The organism is Azohydromonas sp. (assembly GCF_035325925.1).
GTDB lineage: Bacteria > Pseudomonadota > Gammaproteobacteria > Burkholderiales > Burkholderiaceae_C > Calidifontimicrobium.
The window spans coordinates 1-19,580 of sequence record NZ_DAOKZA010000017.1; the positions used below are offsets into that span (position 1 = coordinate 1).

General features: G+C 73.3%; 20 protein-coding genes. 16 read left to right on the forward strand and 4 right to left on the reverse strand.

Features of this window, described 5'->3' with window-relative positions:
* Window positions 1-89: 89 nt before the first annotated feature.
* Window positions 90-791, reverse strand: coding sequence for a PEP-CTERM/exosortase system-associated acyltransferase (locus PKC53_RS08330; RefSeq protein ID WP_324428006.1), 702 nt, complete (start codon window positions 789-791; stop codon window positions 90-92).
* Between the two features lie 80 nt (window positions 792-871).
* On the opposite strand from PKC53_RS08330, the gene PKC53_RS08335 reads away from it, so the two are divergent.
* The 6 genes from PKC53_RS08335 (at window position 872) to PKC53_RS08360 (ending at window position 7,271) form a co-directional block, all read left to right on the forward strand.
* On the forward strand, window positions 872-2,473 hold the full coding sequence (locus PKC53_RS08335) for a dipeptide ABC transporter ATP-binding protein (protein ID WP_324428007.1): 1,602 nt from the start codon (window positions 872-874) through the stop codon (window positions 2,471-2,473).
* 10 nt (window positions 2,474-2,483) lie between these two features.
* On the forward strand, window positions 2,484-3,452 hold the full coding sequence (locus PKC53_RS08340) for a threo-3-hydroxy-L-aspartate ammonia-lyase (protein WP_324428008.1): 969 nt from the start codon (window positions 2,484-2,486) through the stop codon (window positions 3,450-3,452).
* Window positions 3,453-3,518: 66 nt separating this feature from the next.
* Complete coding sequence (locus PKC53_RS08345) at window positions 3,519-3,884, forward strand: glutaredoxin (RefSeq protein ID WP_324428009.1); 366 nt, start codon at window positions 3,519-3,521, stop codon at window positions 3,882-3,884.
* Window positions 3,881-5,323, forward strand: a complete 1,443-nt coding sequence (locus PKC53_RS08350; protein WP_324428010.1) for an alpha/beta hydrolase — start codon at window positions 3,881-3,883, stop codon at window positions 5,321-5,323. Before PKC53_RS08345 ends, PKC53_RS08350 begins: the two co-directional genes overlap by 4 nt.
* Complete coding sequence (locus PKC53_RS08355; protein WP_324428011.1) at window positions 5,293-6,093, forward strand: ATP-binding cassette domain-containing protein; 801 nt, start codon at window positions 5,293-5,295, stop codon at window positions 6,091-6,093. The genes PKC53_RS08350 and PKC53_RS08355 overlap by 31 nt, the downstream gene beginning before the upstream one ends.
* Complete coding sequence (locus tag PKC53_RS08360; RefSeq protein ID WP_324428012.1) at window positions 6,090-7,271, forward strand: ABC transporter permease subunit; 1,182 nt, start codon at window positions 6,090-6,092, stop codon at window positions 7,269-7,271. Before PKC53_RS08355 ends, PKC53_RS08360 begins: the two co-directional genes overlap by 4 nt.
* 13 nt (window positions 7,272-7,284) lie before the next feature.
* On the opposite strand, the gene PKC53_RS08365 is transcribed toward PKC53_RS08360, so the two are convergent.
* The gene (locus PKC53_RS08365) at window positions 7,285-7,740 is read right to left on the reverse strand and encodes a hypothetical protein (RefSeq protein WP_324428013.1); all 456 of its coding nucleotides are present in this window, start codon (window positions 7,738-7,740) and stop codon (window positions 7,285-7,287) included.
* Between the two features lie 133 nt (window positions 7,741-7,873).
* Here PKC53_RS08365 and PKC53_RS08370 point away from each other — a divergent pair, with 133 nt between their 5' ends.
* The 4 genes from PKC53_RS08370 (at window position 7,874) to PKC53_RS08385 (ending at window position 12,301) form a co-directional block, all read left to right on the forward strand.
* Window positions 7,874-8,584 (forward strand): autoinducer binding domain-containing protein, encoded by a 711-nt coding sequence (locus PKC53_RS08370; protein ID WP_324428014.1) that lies wholly within the window; start codon window positions 7,874-7,876, stop codon window positions 8,582-8,584.
* A 123-nt stretch (window positions 8,585-8,707) separates the two neighbouring features.
* Window positions 8,708-8,878 (forward strand): hypothetical protein, encoded by a 171-nt coding sequence (locus tag PKC53_RS08375; RefSeq protein WP_324428015.1) that lies wholly within the window; start codon window positions 8,708-8,710, stop codon window positions 8,876-8,878.
* The gene (locus PKC53_RS08380) at window positions 8,875-10,125 is read left to right on the forward strand and encodes an HlyD family efflux transporter periplasmic adaptor subunit (RefSeq protein ID WP_324428016.1); all 1,251 of its coding nucleotides are present in this window, start codon (window positions 8,875-8,877) and stop codon (window positions 10,123-10,125) included. Before PKC53_RS08375 ends, PKC53_RS08380 begins: the two co-directional genes overlap by 4 nt.
* A gap of 91 nt (window positions 10,126-10,216) precedes the next feature.
* On the forward strand, window positions 10,217-12,301 hold the full coding sequence (locus PKC53_RS08385; RefSeq protein WP_349255493.1) for a peptidase domain-containing ABC transporter: 2,085 nt from the start codon (window positions 10,217-10,219) through the stop codon (window positions 12,299-12,301).
* Here the strand turns inward: PKC53_RS08385 and PKC53_RS08390 are convergent.
* Entirely contained in the window at window positions 12,243-12,563 is a 321-nt protein-coding gene (locus PKC53_RS08390) for a YkgJ family cysteine cluster protein (RefSeq protein ID WP_324428018.1), read from the reverse strand. The genes PKC53_RS08385 and PKC53_RS08390 overlap by 59 nt on opposite strands.
* A gap of 123 nt (window positions 12,564-12,686) precedes the next feature.
* Between PKC53_RS08390 and PKC53_RS08395 the strand changes: the two genes are divergently transcribed.
* The 4 genes from PKC53_RS08395 to PKC53_RS08410 all read left to right on the forward strand — a co-directional run bounded on the left by PKC53_RS08395 (window position 12,687) and on the right by PKC53_RS08410 (window position 16,657).
* Window positions 12,687-12,914: a DUF2061 domain-containing protein gene (locus PKC53_RS08395; protein WP_324428019.1), complete on the forward strand. Its 228-nt coding sequence runs from the start codon at window positions 12,687-12,689 to the stop codon at window positions 12,912-12,914.
* A 47-nt stretch (window positions 12,915-12,961) separates the two neighbouring features.
* Window positions 12,962-14,950, forward strand: coding sequence for a tRNA uridine-5-carboxymethylaminomethyl(34) synthesis enzyme MnmG (gene mnmG, locus PKC53_RS08400; RefSeq protein ID WP_324428020.1), 1,989 nt, complete (start codon window positions 12,962-12,964; stop codon window positions 14,948-14,950).
* A gap of 143 nt (window positions 14,951-15,093) precedes the next feature.
* Window positions 15,094-15,747 (forward strand): 16S rRNA (guanine(527)-N(7))-methyltransferase RsmG, encoded by a 654-nt coding sequence (gene rsmG, locus PKC53_RS08405; protein WP_324428021.1) that lies wholly within the window; start codon window positions 15,094-15,096, stop codon window positions 15,745-15,747.
* Between the two features lie 136 nt (window positions 15,748-15,883).
* Window positions 15,884-16,657, forward strand: coding sequence for an AAA family ATPase (locus tag PKC53_RS08410; protein ID WP_324428022.1), 774 nt, complete (start codon window positions 15,884-15,886; stop codon window positions 16,655-16,657).
* Between the two features lie 23 nt (window positions 16,658-16,680).
* On the opposite strand, the gene argC is transcribed toward PKC53_RS08410, so the two are convergent.
* Entirely contained in the window at window positions 16,681-17,625 is a 945-nt protein-coding gene (gene argC / locus PKC53_RS08415) for an N-acetyl-gamma-glutamyl-phosphate reductase (RefSeq protein ID WP_324428023.1), read from the reverse strand.
* Between the two features lie 108 nt (window positions 17,626-17,733).
* On the opposite strand from argC, the gene PKC53_RS08420 reads away from it, so the two are divergent.
* Together PKC53_RS08420 and PKC53_RS08425 are read left to right on the forward strand one after the other, a co-directional pair.
* The gene (locus PKC53_RS08420) at window positions 17,734-18,627 is read left to right on the forward strand and encodes a ParB/RepB/Spo0J family partition protein (protein WP_324428024.1); all 894 of its coding nucleotides are present in this window, start codon (window positions 17,734-17,736) and stop codon (window positions 18,625-18,627) included.
* A 20-nt stretch (window positions 18,628-18,647) separates the two neighbouring features.
* Window positions 18,648-19,580 carry a LysR family transcriptional regulator gene (locus tag PKC53_RS08425; protein WP_324428025.1) on the forward strand — a complete coding sequence of 311 codons (933 nt, stop codon included), beginning with the start codon at window positions 18,648-18,650 and terminating at the stop codon, window positions 19,578-19,580.

A 19,580-nucleotide genomic window follows, 5' to 3' on the forward strand; every position in this document is an offset into this window, starting at 1 on the left:
ACTACGGGCTCGAGGCCGACCTGTTCACCGCGGTGCCCGAGCTGGTCGAAAAGCTCTGAGCGGCTCCCGGGGCAGGCCGCGCGCTTCGCTCAGCGCAGGCGGGCGCGCAGGTGCTCGAGCCACTCGCGCCCCTCTTCGCCGAGGTGGGTCTCGAGGTCGTCGCGCGTGATGCGAAACGGCCCGCGCTGGCCGTGGTAGTCGATCACGTCGCCGACCTGCGTGAAGCGGATGCCGCAGGTCGCGAGCAGCCGTGCCAGCCGGGGCTCGGTCATCATGAACGCCTGCTCGAGGCCTTCTTCGATTGCCAGCGCGGTCGCGGTGAGGAACAGCCCCATCGCGACCAGCGGGTAGCGCGCGCCGGCCAGCACCGCGCCCTCGGGCAGGCGCGACTCGTGGCCGCGGCGGCGGAAGTCGTGGTGCACGGCCAGCCGCGAGATCTCGCCGGCGCGCGCGCGGTCGAGGCGTTCGAGGTCGAGCAGCGTGGGGTCGAGCCGGCCGGCGCACACCGACTCGAACGGGAAGCGCGCGCCGGGCCGGCCGCGCGCGAGGATCAGGCGCACGCAGGCGGCGACGCGCCCGGTGGGCAGGTGGCGCATCAGCGCGAACACGGCGTGCTCGTCGTGCGCGTCGCGCTCGAGACGCTCGGGGAACGCGCGCGGGTCCTCGTAGCCGAGCTCGTCGCAATACACCGCGTAGCGCAGCGCGAACACCTCGCGACGCGAGGCTTCGTCGTCGGCGCGCCGCACGTCGAAGTAGCGTTCGAAGTGCGCGGCCAGCGGCAGGGGGGTCATGGCGGCGGGCGGTGCTGGGCAGGCGCGCAGTATGCGCCCGCGCGCGCCGGACGGTGGCGCGGGCGTGGACAATCGCCGGCATGCCCGCCGCCGCCGCCCCCCTGCTCGCCGTCGAACGGCTCGGCGTGCGCTTCGGTGACGCGACGGTCGTCGACGACGTGTCGTTCACGATCGGCGCCGGCGAGAAGTTCGCGCTGGTCGGCGAGTCCGGCTCGGGCAAGTCGATCACCGCGCTGTCGATCCTGCGCCTGGTCGACGTGGCGACCACCACCGGCAGCATCCGCTTCGACGGCCAGGAGCTGACGGCCAAGACCGAGCGCGAGATGCGCGGCCTGCGCGGCGCCGAGGTCTCGATGATCTTCCAGGAGCCGATGACCGCGCTGAACCCGCTGTACACGGTGGGCAACCAGATCGGCGAGGTGCTCGAGCTGCACGAAGGGCTGCGCGCGAACGCGGCGCGCGCGCGCGCCGTCGAGCTGCTGGCGCGCACCGGCATCCCCGAGCCCGGGCGGCGCGTCGACGCCTACCCGCACGAGCTGTCGGGCGGCCAGCGACAGCGTGCGATGATCGCGATGGCGCTGGCGTGCCGCCCGAAGCTGCTGATCGCCGATGAGCCGACCACCGCCCTGGACGTGACGATCCAGGCGCAGATCCTCGCGCTGCTCGACGAACTGCAGCGCGAGCTGGGCATGGCGCTGCTGTTCATCACGCACGACCTGAACCTGGTGCGCCGCTTCAGCCACCGCGTCGGCGTGATGGAGCGCGGCCGGCTCGTCGAGAGCGGCCCGACCGCCGAGGTGTTCGCCGCGCCGCGCCACGCGTACACGCAGCGGCTGCTCGCCAGCCGGCCGCGGCGCGTCGTGCAGCCGGTGGCCGACGACGCGCCGACGCTGCTCGAGGCGCGCGGCGTCGAGGTGACCTTCCCGGTGCCGCTGGGGTGGTTTCGCCGGCGCGACTTCGTCGCGGTGCGACGCGCGACGCTGGCGCTGCGGCGCGGCGAGACGCTGGGCATCGTCGGCGAGTCGGGGTCGGGCAAGACCACGCTGGGCATGGCGCTGCTCGCGCTGCAGCCGGTGGCCGCCGGCGAGGTGCGGCTCGGCGGCGAGCGCATCGACGACGCGCCGCGCGCCGCGCTGCGGCGCATGCGCCGGCGCATGCAGGTGGTGTTCCAGGACCCGTTCGCCAGCCTGAGCCCGCGCATGACGGTGGGCCAGATCGTCGGCGAGGGGCTGGCGCTGCACCGCCCCGGGCTGGACGCGGCCGCGCGCGAGCGCACGGTGCTGGCGATGCTCGACGAGGTGGGCCTGAGCGAGCGCCACGGCGTGCCGATGGTGCTGCAGCGCTACCCGCACGAGTTCAGCGGCGGGCAGCGCCAGCGCATCGCGATCGCACGCGCGGTGGTGCTGCAGCCCGAGCTGCTGGTGCTCGACGAGCCCACGTCGGCGCTCGACGTGTCGGTGCAGCAGCAGGTGCTGCGACTGCTCGTCGAGCTGCAGCGGCGCTACGGCATGAGCTACGTGTTCATCAGCCACGACCTGGCGGTGGTGCGCGCGATGGCGCACCGCGTGCTGGTGATGAAGGACGGCGCCGTGGTCGAGGAAGGCGAGGCGCAGGCGCTGTTCGACGCGCCGCGCGAGCCGTACACGCGCGAGCTGCTTGCCGCGGCGCACCTCGCGGGCTGATCGGGGCCCGATGCTGGACATCGCCGACATCCGCGACGCCGCGCAGCGGCTGCGCGGGGTCGCGCACCGCACGCCGGTGCTGACCTCGCGCACGCTCGACGCGATGCTCGGCGCCCGGGTGTTCATGAAGGCCGAGCACCTGCAGCGCATGGGCGCGTTCAAGTTCCGCGGCGCCTACCACGCGCTGTCGGTGCTGACGCCCGACGAGCGCGCCCGCGGCGTGGTCGCGTTCTCGTCGGGCAACCACGCGCAGGCGGTGGCGCTGGCGGCGCGGCTGTTCGCTTGTCCGGCGAAGATCGTGATGCCGGCCGACGCGCCGGCGCCGAAGGTCGAGGCCACGCGCGGCTACGGCGCCGACGTGGTGCTGTACGACCGCTACCGCGACGACCGCGCGGCGATCGCGCGGCGCATCGCCGGCGAGCGCGGCGCCGCGCTGATCCCGCCGTACGACCACCTGCCGGTGATGGCCGGACAGGGCACCTGCGCGCTCGAGCTGATCGAAGACGTCGGGCCGCTCGACGCGCTGATCGTGTGCGCCGGCGGCGGCGGGCTGCTGTCGGGCTGCGCGGTGGCGGCCAGGGCGCTGGCGCCGGCGATCGAGGTGTTCGGCGCCGAGCCCGAGGCCGGCGACGACATGCGCCGCTCGCTGCACGCCGGGCACATCGTGACCATCGAGGTGCCGCGCACGATCTGCGACGGGCAGCAGACCACGGCGGTCGGCGTGCAGCCGTTCGAGGTGATCCGCACCCACGTGAGCGACGTGCTGACGGTGTCCGACGCGGGGGTCGTCGAGGCGATGCGCTTCGCGTTCGAGCGCATGAAGCAGGTGCTCGAGCCGTCGGGCGCCTGTGCGCTGGCGGCGCTGATGCACCACGCCGGGCGCTTCCGCGGCCGGCGCGTCGGCGTGACGCTGTCGGGCGGCAACATCGGCGTCGAGCGCTTCGTGGCGCTGGTCACCGGCGCCGAGCGCGCCGCCTGAGGCGCGCTCGGCGACGGCAGCAGTGCGAAGATCGCGCCTCGACGCCGCCCACCCCAGGCCCGACCGATGCCCCGAACGATCCTCGACGAAGCGCAGCTGCACCCGGCGATCCGCGGGCGCGTCGCGCGGCTGAACGCCGACCTGGTGCAGCAGGTGCGCGACGCCGCCGCGACGCACGCCGTGGTCGTCGTCGGCATGGGCGGCAACCCGTTCGTGCGCAAGGCGCGGCGCGCACTCGACGCCGCGGGCATCGCCCACCACGACATCGACATCGGCAACTACTTCGGGCGGTGGCGGCGCCGCAACGCGCTGAAGATGTGGACCGGCTGGCCGACCTTCCCGATGGTGTTCGTCAAGGGCATGCTGATCGGCGGCGCCGCCGAGACCGAGACCTTGATAGCCCGCGGCGAGATGGCCCGCCTGCTCGCGTGAGGCGGCTCGGCGCGCTGGCGCTGCTCGCCGCGGCGGCGCCGGTCGCCGCGGCATCGCTGGCGCTCGAGCCCTGCCGGCTGGCCGGCGTCGAGCACGAGGTGCGCTGCGGGCGCATCGAGCGGCCGCTCGACCCGGCGCGCCCGCAGGGCCCGAAGATCGACGTGCACGTCGCCGTGCTGCCGGCACTGGCGCGCCGGCCGCGCGACGACGCGGTGTTCTTCTTCGCCGGCGGGCCGGGGCAGAGCGCGATCGACCTCGCCGGTCATGTCGCCGCGCTGCTCGCGCGCTTCGGCAACCGGCGCGACATCGTGCTCGTCGACCAGCGCGGCACCGGTCGCAGCGCCCCGCTGGCCTGCGACCGGCCGCCCGACGAGTGGGCGCCGACCGACGTGCAGGTCGCGCAGCTGCTGGCGTGCCGCGACGCGCTGGCGCGCCGGCCGCACCTGCGCGCGGTCGACGATCTGCGCCACTTCACGACGTCGGTCGCCGCGGCCGACGTCGACGCGGTGCGCCGCGCTCTGGGGCTGCAGCGCGTCAATCTGGTCGGCGTGTCGTACGGCACGCGGCTCGCGCTCGAGGTGCTGCGCCAGTTCCCGCAGACGGTGCGCCGCGCCGTGCTCGACGGCGTCGCGCCGCCCGACATGGCGCTGCCGCGGTCGTTCGCCGTCGACGCGCAGGCCGCGCTCGACGCGATGTTCGCCTGGTGCGACGCCGACGCCACCTGCCGCGGCCGCCACCCGCAGCTGCGCGTGCGCTGGCGGGCAGCCCTGGCGCAGCTGCCGGTGTCGACCACCGTGCCCGGTGCGCTCGACGGCGCGCCGCGGGCGTTGACGCTGACGCGCGAGTCGCTGGCCGGCGCGCTGCGCCTGGCGCTGTACTCGCCGCTGCTCGCCTCGGCGCTGCCCCACGCGATCGACGAGGCCGCGGCCGGGCGCTGGGTGCCGCTGGTCGGACTGGCGCAGGCGATGGCCGGGGGTGGGCGCACGCCGGCGGTGGCCGCGGGCGCGCACTTCGCGGTGATCTGCGCCGAGGACCTGCCCCGCGACGACGCGACGGGCGACACCGGCGCGACGTTCGGCGCGTCGTTCGCCGACCTGTACCGCCGCGTGTGTGCCGGCTGGCCGCGCGGCGAGGTGCCGGCGGCGTTCTACGCTGTGCCGCCGAGCCCGGTGCCGGTGCTGCTGCTGTCGGGCGGCGTCGACCCGGTGACCCCGCCGCGTCACGGTGAACGCGTGCGCGCGGCGATCGGCGCGACGGCGCGTCACGTCGTGGTGCCGAACGCGGGCCACGGCGTGCTGGCGCTGGCCTGCGTGCGCGACGCGGCGTTGCGCTTCGTCGACGCCGACGCGGCGAACGACGCACTGCGGGTCGACGCCGACTGCGCGCGCGAGCTGCCGCGCCCCCCGGTGTGGGCGCCGATCGCCGCCAGCGCGCCGTGATCGAGGTGCACGACCTGGCCAAGCGCTTCGTGCGGGGGCGCGGGCGAGGCGCGTGCGCGGTGACGGCGGTCGACGGCGTCAGCTGGCAGGCGGCGGACGCGCGCATCACCGGGCTGCTCGGCCCCAACGGCGCCGGCAAGACGACGACGCTGCGCCTCATCGCCGGGCTGCTCGCGCCCGAGCGCGGCGGCGTGCGCGTCGACGGCATCGACGTCGCGGCGCACGCGGCGGCGGCACGCGCGCGGCTGGGCGTGCTCAGCGATGCGCGCGGGCTGTACCCGCGGCTGACCGCGCGCGAGAACATCGTCTACTACGCGCGGCTGCACGGCCTGGCCGACGCGGCGGCGCACGCGCGCGTCGAGCTGCTGGCGGCCACGCTGGAGATGCGCGACCTGCTCGACCGGCGCACCGACGGCTTCAGCCAGGGCGAACGCATGAAGACCGCGCTGGCGCGCGCGCTGGTGCACGACCCGCCGAACATCGTGCTCGACGAGCCGACCAACGGGCTCGACGTGCTCGCCACGCGCGCGCTGCGCGCCGCGCTGCTGCGGCTGCGCGACGAGGCGGGCAAGTGCATCGTCGTGTCGACGCACATCATGCAGGAGGTCGAGCGCCTGGCCGACCATGTGGTCGTGATGTCGCAGGGGCGCACGGTGGCCGAAGGCACGGTGGCCGGGCTGCGCGAACGTGCCGGCGAAGGCGACTTCGAGGCTGCGTTCGTGCGCCTGGCCTACCCCGGCGCGGCGCCGGGCGGGGGGCGGGGGCGGTGAGGGGCGCATGGCTGCGCGCCGCGGTCGTCGTGCTGCGCAAGGAGCTGACCGACGCGCTGCGCGACCGCCGCACGCTGCTGACCGTGCTGCTGAGCGCGGTGGCCGTCGGTCCGCTGGCGCTGGTGCTGATCTCGACGCTGGTGTCGGACCTGGAGCGCCACGCCGAGGCCCGCGAGGTGTGGGTCAGCGGCGTCGAGCACGCGCCGACGCTGGTCAACTTCTTCGCGCGCCAGACCTGGGTGCTGCGCGAGGCGCCGGCCGACCACGAGCAGGCGTTGCGCGACAACCGGCTCGGCGACGCGGTGCTGGTGGTCGCGCCGGGGTTCGAGGCGGCGCTCGCACGCGGCGAGGCGCCGGCGGTCGAGGTGGTCGCCAGCAGCGGCAACCCGCGCGCCGAAGCCGGCGCGGCCCGGCTCGCGCGGCTGATCGCCGCCTTCAACCAGGAACAGGCGACGCTGCGGCTGGCGGTGCGTGGCGTGTCGCCGGCGGTCCTCGAGGCGGTGCACGTCGAGCGGCGCGACGTCGCCGACGCGGCGCGCCGCGCCGCGCAGTTCACCGCGATGCTGCCGTTCTTCGTGCTGATGGCCGTGTTGTACGGCACGCTCAGCGCGGCGCTCGACACCGCGGCCGGCGAGCGCGAGCGCGGCTCGCTCGAACCCCTGCTGATGAACCCGGTGCCGCCGCTGGCACTGGTGCTGGGCAAGTGGGCGGCGGTGACCGCGGTGGGCGCCGGCGTCGCGGTCGCCAGTGCGGCGAGCTTCCTGCCCGCGCAGTGGCTGCTGGCCAGCGACACGCTGGCGGCACTGTTCCACTACGGCGCGGCGGAGGCGGCGGCGTTCGTCGCGCTGCTGCTGCCGCTGGCCGGTGCCGCGGCGGCGCTGCTGATGGCGGTGGCGATCCGAAGCCGCAGCGTCAAGGAGGCTCAGGCCGGCGCTACGGTGCTGGTGCTGGCGCTTTCGCTGCTGCCGCTGCTGACGATGTTCGGCCAGCGCGGCGAGCAGCCGTGGCACCTGTGGCTGCCGGGGCTGGCGCACAGCGTGCTGATGGCCCGCGTGTTGCGCGGCGACGCGATCGGCGTGGCCGACCTGCTGCCGTCGCTGGCGGTGTGCGCGACGCTGGCGGCGCTCGCGCTGGCCGCCGTGGCGCGCACACTGCGCGGCGGCGCCGCGCTGCGCTGACGGCGGTGCGGCGCTACTGCAGCCGGTCGGGCAGCACCCAGGTGCGCGCCGCCGGGCGAGGCGGTACGCGCATCGGTGCGTCGCCGGCGCGCGGCAGCGCGCGCGAGCGCTGGCCGATCACGCGGGCGACCTCGCGCTGCCACGGCAGCGTGAACACGATCTCGTTGAGGTGCCGCGCCGCCTGCCACGCCGTGAGCACCTCGCCCGAGCGGCCGAGCAGCTTCATGTTGGTCAGCACGCCCATCGGGTCGAGCATGGAGACGACGCCGTGCGAGACCTGCACCCAGTCCCAGGCGACGCCGACCTCGCCGTCGCTGGACGGGCAGACCCACATCGTCTGCCCGCTCGACACGCCGCCGCGCGGGTCGTCGTCGAACAGGTGGGTGGCGGCATGCTCGAAGCGGCCGGGCGGCGGCTGGGCGGTGCGGTAGACCGGCGGCCAGGCGCGAAGGGTCCAGGCGGGAGGCATAGGGAGGGTCCTGCGTAAGGCGGCCCACGAGGGCCGAGGCTGTATAGTCTTGCCAAGGGTCTTCCAGGAGGCAACCTGTAAAGGCTTGCAGGTCGCTGCGCCGCGCGCAGGGCCGCGCCGGCGCGTCGCGACGATGCTGCAAAGCGACTTCCATTCGGTGCTCGCCGCGAACGATCGCGAGTCGTTCCGCGCGTCGGTCGTGAAGGTCGCCGAGCGGCTGGGCTTCAGCACGGTGTCCGCGGTGGCGGTGGTCGACAAGGGCAAGGACTCCGAGTTCGTCCACGTCAGCAACGTGCCGGCGGCCTACGCGGCGACACACACCAACGCCGACCACTCGCGGCGCGACCCGATCCTCAGGCACCTGAAGAGCCACTCGGTGCCGATCCTGTGGAACCAGCAGACCTTCGTGCGCAGCGGCGCCGCCGACCTGTGGGAGGAGCAGGCGCCGTACGGCTTCCACACCGGCATCGCGATGGCGCTGCACCTGCCCGACGGCAACCACTTCCTGCTCGGCGTCGACCGCGACCAGCCGCTGCCCGCCGACGCCGACGAGCTGACGCGCATCGTCGCGCACCTGCAGCTGTTCGCGGTGCACGCGCAGGACGCGGCGTTTCGCGTGCTGGTGTCGGCCGACAGCCGTCCCGAGACGCCGAACCTGACGCCGCGCGAGCTCGAGGTGCTGCGCTGGACGATGGAAGGCAAGACCGCGTGGGAGGTCGGCACCATCCTCGGCATCAGCGAGCGCACCGCGGTGATGCACCTGAGCAACGCGACGCGCAAGCTCGGCTGCACGACCAAGCACCAGGCGGTGGTCAAGGCGCTGCGCCTCGGGCTGATCGACTGACACCGCCCGCGGCCGACGGGCCGCGCCCGGCGTGACCCTGTAAGAGTTGACAGTTCCGGCGCGGCGCGCCGCCTGCTTCAATGCGCCGGCAACCCTTGCCGGACCCGCAACGAAGGAGGCGTCATGTTCAAGAACCGTCAGCCCGCCGAGCAGCCCCGCCGCGACACCCCGCCGAAGGCCTCCGACGCCGACAAGCGCCAGGCGCAGCCGCGGCCGCTCGAGCTGGCCGAACTGACCAAGGTCGTCGGCGGCACCGGGAGCACGACGCAGCTGCCCCGCGTCGGCGGCTGGTGATCGGCGCGTCGATCTTCCGACCCGAAGCGGTCGAGCACCGCCGTCAGGCGTGGCTCGGCAGCATCCAGCTCGTCCGTCCGCTGTCGCTGTCGCTGCTGACCGGGGCGGTGGTCGTCGCGCTGGGCCTGACGCTGGCCACGCTGAGCTGGGGCGAGTACACGCGCAAGGCGCGCGTGGGCGGCGTGCTGGTGCCCGAGGGCGGCGTCGTGCGGCTGCTGCCGCCGCAGGCGGCGGTGGTGCTCGAGCGGCTGGCCGACGAAGGGCAGCGCGTGCGCGCCGGCGACGTGCTGTTCGTGTTGTCGCTCGACCGAGCGACCGCCGGCGGCGACGCGCAGGCGCAGGTGCAGCGCACGCTGGCCGCGCGCGAGCGCAGCCTGGCCGACACCGCGCGCCAGCAGCACGAGCTGCTCGACGCGCAGCGCGCGGCGCTCGAACGTCGGCTGGCCGACATGCGCAACGAGGCGCGGCAGATCGGCGCCGAGATCGACCTGCACCGCCAGCGGCTGGCGCTGGCGCAGCAGTCGCTGCTGCGGCTGCAGGACCTGCAGCGCGAGCAGTTCATCTCGTCGGCACAGGTGCAGGCGCGCTCCGAGGAGGTGCTCGGCCTGCAGGCGCAGGGTCAAGCGCTGGCCCGCCAGCGCGCCGCGCACGAGCGCGAGATGGCCACCGTCGAGGCCGAGCTGCGCGAACTGCCGCTGCGCGCGCGCGCGCGCGAGGCCGAGATCGCACGCGAGGTGGCCGAGGTGCAGCGCCTGGCCGCCGAGAGCGAGGCGCAGCGGCGCGTGGTGGTGCGCGCGCCGCACGACGGCGTGCTCACCGCGGTGGTCGCCGAGCCAGGCCAGGCGGTGTCGCCCGCCACGGCACTGGCCAGCGTCGTGCCCGGCGACAGCGCGCTGCTGGCGCACCTGTACGCGCCGTCGAGCGCGATCGGCTTCGTGCGCCCCGACCAACCGGTGCTGTTGCGCTACCAGGCGTTCCCGTACCAGAAGTTCGGGCACCACCATGGACGCGTGCTGCAGGTATCGCGCACGCCGCTGCACGCCGGCGAGATGGCCGGTGGCGCCAGCGCCGACGGCGAGCCGATGTACCGCATCACCGTCGCGCTCGACCGCCAGACCGTGCCGGCGTACGGCAGCGAGCAGCCGCTGGCTGCCGGAATGCAGCTCGACGCCGACGTGCTGCTCGATCGCCGGCGGCTGATCGAGTGGATCTTCGAGCCGGTGCTGTCGGTCACCGGCCGCATCTGAACGGGTCGTCCGGGCGTCGCTGGGGCTTCGCTTGAGTGACGGCCGGTCGCATCTGCACCTGACGCTGGGCCTGGGGCTGCGCCGGGTGCCGATGGTGCTGCAGACCGAGGCCGCCGAGTGCGGCCTGGCCTGCCTGGCGATGGTCGTCGCGGCGCACGGCCACGACACCGACCTGGCGACGCTGCGTCGGCGCTTCTCGCTGTCGCTCAAGGGCGCGACGATGGCCGACTTGGTGCGCTTCGCCGACCAGCTGCGCTTCAACGCGCGTGCGCTGCGCGCCGAGATCGAGCACCTGTCGGGGCTGGCGACGCCGTGCATCCTGCACTGGGACCTGAATCACTTCGTGGTGCTGGTCGAGGTGCGGCGCGGCATTGCGGTGATCCACGACCCGGCGCGCGGCATCCGCCGGCTGAAGCTCGACGAGGTGTCGCGCCACTTCACCGGGATCGCGCTCGAGCTGGCGCCGATGGCCGACTTCGCGCCCAGGCGCGAGCGCCAGCAGGTGCGCCTGTCGCAGCTGCTGGGCCACGTCACCGGGCTGAAGCGGTCGCTGGCGCAGGTGTTCGTGCTGGCGATGGCGCTCGAGGTGTTCATGCTGCTCAGCCCGTTCTACCTGCAGTGGGTGGTCGACGGCGTGCTGGTCAGCGCCGACCGCGACCTGCTGGTGACGCTGGGCGTGGGCTTCGCGCTGCTGGTGCTGATCCAGGTCGGCACCGCGGCGATCCGCTCGTGGGCGGTGCTGGTGCTGTCGGCGACGCTGAACCTGCAGTGGCTGGGCAACGTGTTCGCGCACCTGATGCGTCTGCCGGTGGCCTGGTTCGAGCGCCGCCACACCGGCGACATCTGGTCTCGCTTCGGCGCCGTGCAGCAGATCCAGAGGACGCTGACCACCAGCTTCATCGAGGCGCTGCTCGACGGCCTGCTGGTGGTGCTGACGCTGGTGATGATGGCGATCTACAGCGTCAAGCTGACGCTGGTCGCGCTCGGCGCGGTGGCGCTGTACGCGCTGTTGCGCTGGGCGTTCTTCCGCCCGTTGCGCGACGCCACCGAGGAGGCGCTGGTGCACGAGGCCAAGCAGTCGAGCCACTTCCTCGAGTCGCTGCGCGGCGTGCAGGCGATCAAGCTGTTCAACCGCCAGGCCGACCGGCAGGCGCGCTTCATGAACCAGGTCGTCGACGCGATGAACGCCGACCTGGCCACGCGCAAGCTCGACCTCGGGTTCCACGTCTCGCACCGGCTGCTGTTCGGGCTGGAGCGCGTCGCGGTGATCTGGCTCGGCGCGCTGCTGGTGCTCGACCAGCACCTCTCGGTGGGCATGCTGTTCGCGTTCCTCGCCTACAAGGAGCAGTTCGCGCAGCGTTTCTCGGGGCTGATCGACAAGGCCGTCGAGCTGCGCATGCTGCGGCTGCAGGGCGAGCGGCTGGCCGACATCGTGCTCGCCGAGCCCGAGCGCGAGCCCGAACCGGTGACCTCGCCGGCGCGCGAGGCGCTGGCGCGCATCGAGCTGCAGGGCGTGCGCTTCCGCTACTCCGACACCGAACCCGAGGTGCTTCGCGGCGTGAACCTGACGATCGAGCCGGGCGAGTCGCTGGCCATCGTCGGGCCGTCGGGCGGCGGCAAGACCACGCTGCTCAAGCTGATGGTGGGCATCCACGCGCCGACCGCCGGCGACATCCGCGTCGGCGGCAGGCCGCTGGCGCAGCTGGGTCTGGCGCGCTGGCGCACGATGATCGGCACGGTGATGCAGGACGACCAGCTGTTCGCCGGCTCGATCGCCGACAACATTTGCTTCTTCGACGCCGAGCCCGACTTCGCGTGGATCGAGGAGTGCGCGCGGCTGGCTGCCGTCGACGACGAAATCGAGTCGATGCCGATGGGGTACCACACGCTGGTCGGCGACATGGGTGCGAGCATCTCGGGCGGGCAGAAGCAGCGCATCCTGCTCGCGCGTGCGCTGTACAAGCGCCCGCAGGTGCTGCTGCTCGACGAGGCGACCAGCGCGCTCGACGTCGAGCACGAACGCCGCGTCAACCAGGCGATCCGCCAGCTCGAGCTGACGCGCATCGTCGTCGCGCACCGGCCGGAGACGATCGCCAGTGCGGCGCGCGTGATCGTGCTCAGCGACGGCCGGGTGTCGCAGGACCTGCGCTCGGTGCCCACGGGCCGCAGCCTGTAGGCGGCGCGGCCGGGCGGGTCAGCCGCTCGAGCCGCGCGAGGGTGCGCATCGCTTCGTCGGCATCGCGCCCGCACATCGACGGCGCCGGGCGCAGCGAGACGCACACGGCGGGCCGGCGCGGGTCGCCGAACAGCGCGCAGCGCAGGTCGGGGTGCAACTGCACGCAGCGCACGCCGGCGGGCTTGCCGCCGGGCATGCCGGGGATCGGCGTCGAGATCGACGGCGCGATGCAGCAGGCGGCACAGGCGGGGCGGCAGTCCATGACGCGATTGTCGCCACACCGAAGGGCGGTCGATGCCGGGCCAAGGATCAGATAGTCTTTGTCTATTGATTTTCATGAGCTAAGTTGCATAATAACGAGAGGCATTCGCATTGGAGATCACCCGTGATCAAATCGGCAAGCTTCGGCGTCGTCCATCTCGGCATTGCTTTCGGCGTCAGCTATGCGCTGACCGGCGACATCGCGGTCGCCGGCGCGATCACGCTGGTCGAGCCGCTGGTCAACACCGTCGCGCACTACCTGTTCGACCGCTGGTGGGGGCATCCGGCGTGGCGGCGGCTGCTGCAGCGGCTGCGCGGCGTCGCCCCGGCGCCTTGCGGGGCCGCCGCCTAGAATTGCGGCCCTGACATCCGGCGCGCGGCCGAGGCGCGCGACGCACCGTGCTGCATCCGAAGGAGTTCGACGTCATCGTCGTCGGCGGTGGCCATGCCGGCACCGAAGCCGCGCTCGCCGCGGCGCGCATGGGTTGCGCGACGCTGCTGCTGACGCACAACATCGAGACGCTGGGGCAGATGAGCTGCAACCCCAGCATCGGCGGCATCGGCAAGGGCCACCTGGTCAAGGAAGTCGACGCGCTCGGCGGCGCGATGGCGCTGGCCACCGACGAGGCGGGCATCCAGTTCCGCATCCTCAATTCGAGCAAGGGCCCGGCGGTGCGCGCGACGCGCGCGCAGGCCGACCGGGTGCTGTACCGGGCGGCGATCCGTCGCCGCCTCGAAAACCAGCCGAACCTGTGGCTGTTCCAGCAGGCGGTCGACGACCTGATGCTCGAAGGCGATCGCGTCGTCGGCGCGGTGACGCAGATCGGCCTGCGCTTCCGCGCCCGCGCCGTGGTGTTGACGGCCGGCACCTTCCTCGACGGGCGCATTCACGTCGGGCTGCAGAACTACGCCGCCGGGCGCGCCGGCGATCCGCCGGCGGTGAGCCTGTCGGCGCGGCTGAAGGAGTTGAACCTGCCTCAGGGCCGCCTGAAGACCGGGACGCCGCCACGCATCGACGGCCGCAGTATCGACTTCGCCCGGCTGACCGAGCAGCCGGGCGACGCGGGGCCGGTGGTGTTCAGCTTCGTCGGCGACGTGGCGATGCACCCGCGACAGGTGCCGTGCTGGATCACACACACGAACGAGCGCACCCACGAGGTCATCCGCAGCGGCTTCGACCGCAGCCCGATGTTCACCGGTCGCATCGAAGGCGTCGGTCCACGCTACTGCCCAAGCATCGAGGACAAGATCCACCGCTTCGCCGACAAGGACAGCCACCAGATCTTCCTCGAGCCCGAGGGGCTGACGACGAACGAGTTCTACCCGAACGGCATCTCGACCTCGCTGCCGTTCGACGTGCAGCTGGCCGCGGTGCAGTCGATGCCCGGGCTCGAGCAGGCGCACATCCTGCGACCGGGGTACGCGATCGAGTACGACTACTTCGACCCGCGCGCGCTGCGGTCGAACTTCGAGACGCGGGCGATCGGCGGCCTGTTCTTCGCCGGTCAGATCAACGGCACCACCGGCTACGAGGAGGCGGCCGCGCAGGGGCTGTTCGCCGGCGCGAACGCGGCGCTGCAGGTGCTCGGGAGCGATCCCTGGGTGCCCGGGCGTGACGAAGCCTACCTCGGTGTGCTCGTCGACGACCTGATCACGCGCGGCGTCAGCGAGCCGTACCGCATGTTCACGAGCCGCGCCGAGTACCGGCTGCAGCTGCGCGAGGACAACGCCGACCTGCGCCTGACCGAAACCGGACGCCGGCTCGGGCTGGTCGACGACGCGCGCTGGGAGCGCTTCGCACGCAAACGCGACGCGATCGCGCGCGAGTCCGAGCGACTGAAATCGACCTGGGTGCATCCCGGCGTCGTCGACGCCGCCGCCGCGGCGCGGCTGCTGGGCAAGGCGATCGAGCGCGAGTACGCGCTGGCCGACCTGCTGCGCCGCCCGGGGGTCGGCTACGACGCGGTGTGTGCGCTGCACGCCCATGCACTGGCGACGCGTGGCGACACCGGCGGCGCGGTTTCACGTGAAACACTGCGCGCCGAGCTGGGCGACGCGCTGGCCGACGCGGTCATCGAGCAGGTCGAGATCGCAACCAGGTACGCCGGCTACATCGACAAGCAGCACGACGAGGTCGCGCGCGCGGCCCACTACGAGCACCTCAAGTTGCCGCCGGACCTGGACTACGACGACGTGGGTGCGCTGTCGCACGAGGTGCGACAGAAGCTGAACCGCCACCGACCAGAGACCCTGGGCCAGGCGTCGCGCATCTCCGGCGTCACGCCGGCGGCGCTGTCGCTGCTGCTGGTGCACCTGCGCAAAGGGCGCTGGAAGGGCGGGGCCGTGCACGAGGACGCCGGCGGGGCGTCGCACGACGCCGCTGCGTGACATGACCGGCCTCGTGACGCCTCCGGTGCCAGTGTCCCGTGCCGGCGCCGCAGGCACGGCGGGGAAGTCGCAGCGGCAGCCCGCGCCGAAGCGTGCACCGTCCGCCGGCTGCGGATGGCGCGTCGCCACCGTGGACCCCTGAAGTGCACGCCACGCTCGATGCGGCCGGCGTGAGCGCGGTGGCCGATGCGATCGGCATCGGCGCGACGTCGCGTCAGGTCGATGCGCTGGTGGCGTTCGGCCAGTTGCTGCTGCGTTGGAACCGGACCTACAACCTGACGGCGCATCGCGATCCGGACCAGGTGCTGACGCACCACCTCGCCGACTGCCTGGCTGCGGTGCCACCGCTGCAGCGCCACCTCGCGGCCGCCGGAGTCCCCGAGCCGACGCTGCTCGACGTCGGCAGCGGCGGCGGCTTGCCGGGGTTGGTGTGGGCGCTGATGCTGCCGGCGCTGCGCGTGCACTGCGTCGACGCCGTCGGCAAGAAGGCGGCCTTCGTCCGCCAAGCGGCCGGCGAACTGGGGCTGCCGAACCTGGTGGCATCGCACGCACGTGTCGAGCACGTCGACGGGCGCTATGACCTCGTCGCCAGCCGCGCCTTTGCGACGCTCGCCGACTTCGTGACGCTGACGCGCGACCGGCTTGCGCCGGCCGGCGTGTGGATCGCGATGAAGGGGCGCGAGCCGTCCGACGAGATCGCCGCACTGCCCGAGGACGTCGAGGTGTTTCACGTGGAACCGCTGTCGGTGCCGGGCCTGGGCGCCGATCGCTGCCTCGTCTGGCTGCGCCGGCGCTAGAAACGTCCGACGTCCCGCGGTCGACACGGGGAACTGCGATACCCTCGCGCCTGTCGCCGGCGCCGACCGGCGCGGCGGCCTCGCGCGGCGCGCGGCCCGGCACCGAACAGAACTCAGCGAGAGGGTGCGCCACGCGATGGCCAAGATCTTCTGCATCGCCAACCAGAAGGGCGGCGTCGGCAAGACCACGACCACGGTCAACCTCGCCGCCGGGCTTGCCCGCATCGGCCAGCGCGTGCTGGTGGTCGACCTCGACCCGCAGGGCAACGCGACGATGGGCTCGGGCGTCGACAAGCGCACGCTCGAAGCCAGCGTCTACGACGTGCTGCTGGAGTCGGCGACCGTCGCCGACGTGCGCCGGCGCGCCGACAAGGGAGGCTACGACCTGCTGCCGGCCAACCGCGAGCTCGCCGGCGCCGAGGTCGAGCTCGTCGGGCTCGAACGGCGCAACGAGCGCCTGCGCGGCGCGCTGGCCGCCGTCGCCGACGACTACGACTTCGTCCTGATCGACTGCCCGCCCAGCCTGAACCTGCTGACGCTCAACGGCCTGGTCAGCGCGCACGGCGTCATCGTGCCGATGCAGTGCGAGTACTTCGCGCTCGAGGGCCTGTCGGACCTGGTCAACACGATCCGTCAGGTGCACGCCAACCTGAACCGCGACCTGCAGATCATCGGCCTGCTGCGCGTGATGTTCGACCCGCGCATCACGCTGCAGCAGCAGGTCAGCGAGCAACTCAAGGGCCACTTCGGCGCCAAGGTGTTCGACACCGTGATCCCGCGCAACGTGCGGCTGGCCGAGGCGCCCAGCTACGGCCAGCCCGGCGTGGTGTTCGACCCGGCCGCCAAGGGCGCGCAGGCCTACCTCGAGTTCGCGCGCGAGATGGTGCAGCGCATCGCGACGATGCGCTGAGCCGCGGTCGGCGCGTCGGGGGGCTACGCCAGGCCGAGGCCCTCGTCGATGCCCAGGTGCACGTTCATGCACTGCACCGCGGCGCCGCTCGCACCCTTGCCGAGGTTGTCCAGCCGCGCCACGAGCAGCGCCTGGTCGGCCGCGGCGAAGACGAACAGGTCGACGCGATTGCTGTCGTTGCAGCCCTGCACGTCGAAGAACCCGTCCTCGAGCGTGGCCGGGTCGGACAGCGGCATCACGCGCACGAAGCGTTCGCCGGCGTACCGCGCGCGCAGGGCGGCGTGCAGCGCGACGCCGTCGACGCCACCCGCCAGCTGCGTGTAATGCAAGGGCACACTTACCGCCAGACCCTTGTAGAACGGGCCGACGATCGGCAGGAACAGCGGGCGCGCGTGCAGCCCGGTGTGCGCGACCATCTCGGGGATGTGCTTGTGCGCCAACGACAGCGCGTACGGCCGCGGCGCCTGCAGGCGCGCGTCGCCGCCGGCGGCGTACTGCTCGATCATCTTCTTGCCGCCACCCGAGAAGCCGGTGATCGACGTGGCCGACACCGGCAACGACGCCGGAACCAGCCCAGCGTCGACCAACGGGCGCAGCAGCAGGATGAACGCGCTGGCGTGGCAGCCCGGGTTGGCGATGCGCTTGCCGGCGCGCAGCCGCTCGCGCTGGCCCGGGGCCAGTTCGGGCAGGCCGAACACCCAGTCGGCGGCGGTGCGGTGCGCGGTGCTGGCGTCGATCAGGCAGGTACGCGGGTTGGTCACCAGCGCGGCGGCTTCGCGCGCAGCGGCATCGGGCAGGCACAGGAACGCGACGTCGCAGGCGTTGAGCAGGCGCGCGCGTTCGGCGCTGTCCTTGCGCCGGTCGGGATCGATCTTCAGCACCTCGACGTCGCCGCGCGCCGCGAGCAGTTCGTGGATGCGCAGCCCGGTCGTGCCCTCCTGGCCGTCGACGAACACGACATGGGTCATCACGGGCTCCCGCGCGGCACCGCTGCCGCCGATGGGATCGAGCATAAGCGAAGCATGTATCCGGCGTGCGTCGGCGGCCGGCGCGCCGGCATCCCCGACAATCGGCGCATGGCGACGAAAAAACCCAAGGGGCTCGGGCTGGGGCTCGAGGCGCTGCTCGGCCCGAAGGTCGGCGACAACGTCGCGGCCGCCGACGCGCCGACGACGCTGCGGGTCTCGCAGCTGCAGCCGGGCAGGTACCAGCCGCGCACCCGCATGGACGAGGGCGCGCTGTACGAGCTGGCCGAGAGCATCCGCAGCCAGGGCGTGATGCAGCCGATCCTCGTGCGTCCGGTGGGCGCGAAGGGCTACGAGATCATCGCCGGCGAACGGCGTTTCCGCGCCGCGCAGCTCGCCGGGCTCGACGAGGTGCCCGTGCTCGTGAAGGACGTGGGCGACGAGTCGGCCGCGGTGATGGCGCTGATCGAGAACATGCAGCGCGAGGACCTGAATCCGCTCGAGCAGGCGCAGGGGCTGCAGCGCCTGGTCGGCGAGTTCGGTCTGACGCACGAGCAGGCGGCGCAGGCCGTGGGGCGCTCGCGCAGCGCGGCGACCAACCTGCTGCGCCTGCTCAACCTGAGCGCGCCGGTGCAGCAGATGCTGCTCGCCGGCGACCTCGAGATGGGGCACGCCCGCGCGCTGCTCGCGCTCGACGGCGCGCAGCAAATCCTCGCGGCGAACCAGGTGACGGCGAAGAAGCTGTCGGTGCGCGAGGCCGAGAGGCTGGTCGCGCGCGCGCAGTCCGGCGGCGCCACCGCGCGCCGCGCCGCGCGCGCCGCGGCCGACAAGCCGCGCGACATCGTGCGCCTCGAGGAGCAACTCGCCGACGCGCTCACCGCGCCGGTCGAGATCCGCCTGCAGCGCAAGGGCAAGGGCGGCCAGGCCGGCGAGCTGGCGATCCGCTTCGGCTCGCTCGACGAACTGGGCGCGCTGCTCGAGCGGCTCGGCGTGCGCGAGACCTGACCACGCCGCGCCAGGCTGCCGTGAACCCGCGCCACCTGACGCTGCGCCAATTCCGCTACTTCATCGCGGTGGCCGAGAGCGGGTCGGTGGCCGCCGCGTCGCGCATGCTCGCGATCGCGCAGAGCGCGGTCACCAAGGCGATGCAGGAACTCGAGGACGCGCTGGGCACCCGCCTGTTCGAGCGCACGTCGAAGGGCATCGTGCTGACGCCTCAGGGGCACCGCTTCCTGGTCGGCGCGCGGCGCGTGATCGGTGCGGTGGCCGACGCGACGCGGCTGCAGGGCGACGAGGCCGCCGAGACGCTCAGCGGCGTGCTGTCGATCGGCGTGACCTCGCTGGTCGCCGGCTACTACCTCAGCGAGCTGCTGCGCCGTTTCCGCCGCAACTGCCCGGCCGTCGAGGTGTTCATCACCGAGGAGTCACCGCGTTTCCTCGAGCACCTGCTGATCAACGGTGAGCTCGACTGCGCGATCATGGTCAGCAACGTGCTCGGCGAGCCGCAGGCGCTGGTCACCGAGACGCTGACGCGCAGCCCCAATCGCGTCTGGCTGGCGTCGAACCACGCGCTGGCCGGGCGCGACGAGCTGACGCTGGCCGAGTGCGCGCAGCACGACCAGATCGTGCTCGAGGCCGACCGCGTCGACGACCTGATGCGCGCGGTGTGGGCGCGCCACCAGCTGAAGACGCGCACCATCCTGCGCACCTCGTCGCTGGAGGCGGTGCGATCGCTGGTCGGCGCCGGGATCGGGCTGGCGGTGCTGCCCGACTTCCTGTACCGGCCGTGGACGCTCGACGCCGAACACGTCGACGTGCGGCGGCTGCGCGACGACGTGCCGACCGTCGACGTCGGGCTGGTCTGGCGTCGCGGCTCGGGGCTGACGCCGGTGGCCGCCGAATTCATCGACGTCGCGCGCGAACCCGTGGCCGGGCGCGCGCGACGCGGCCCGGCCTGA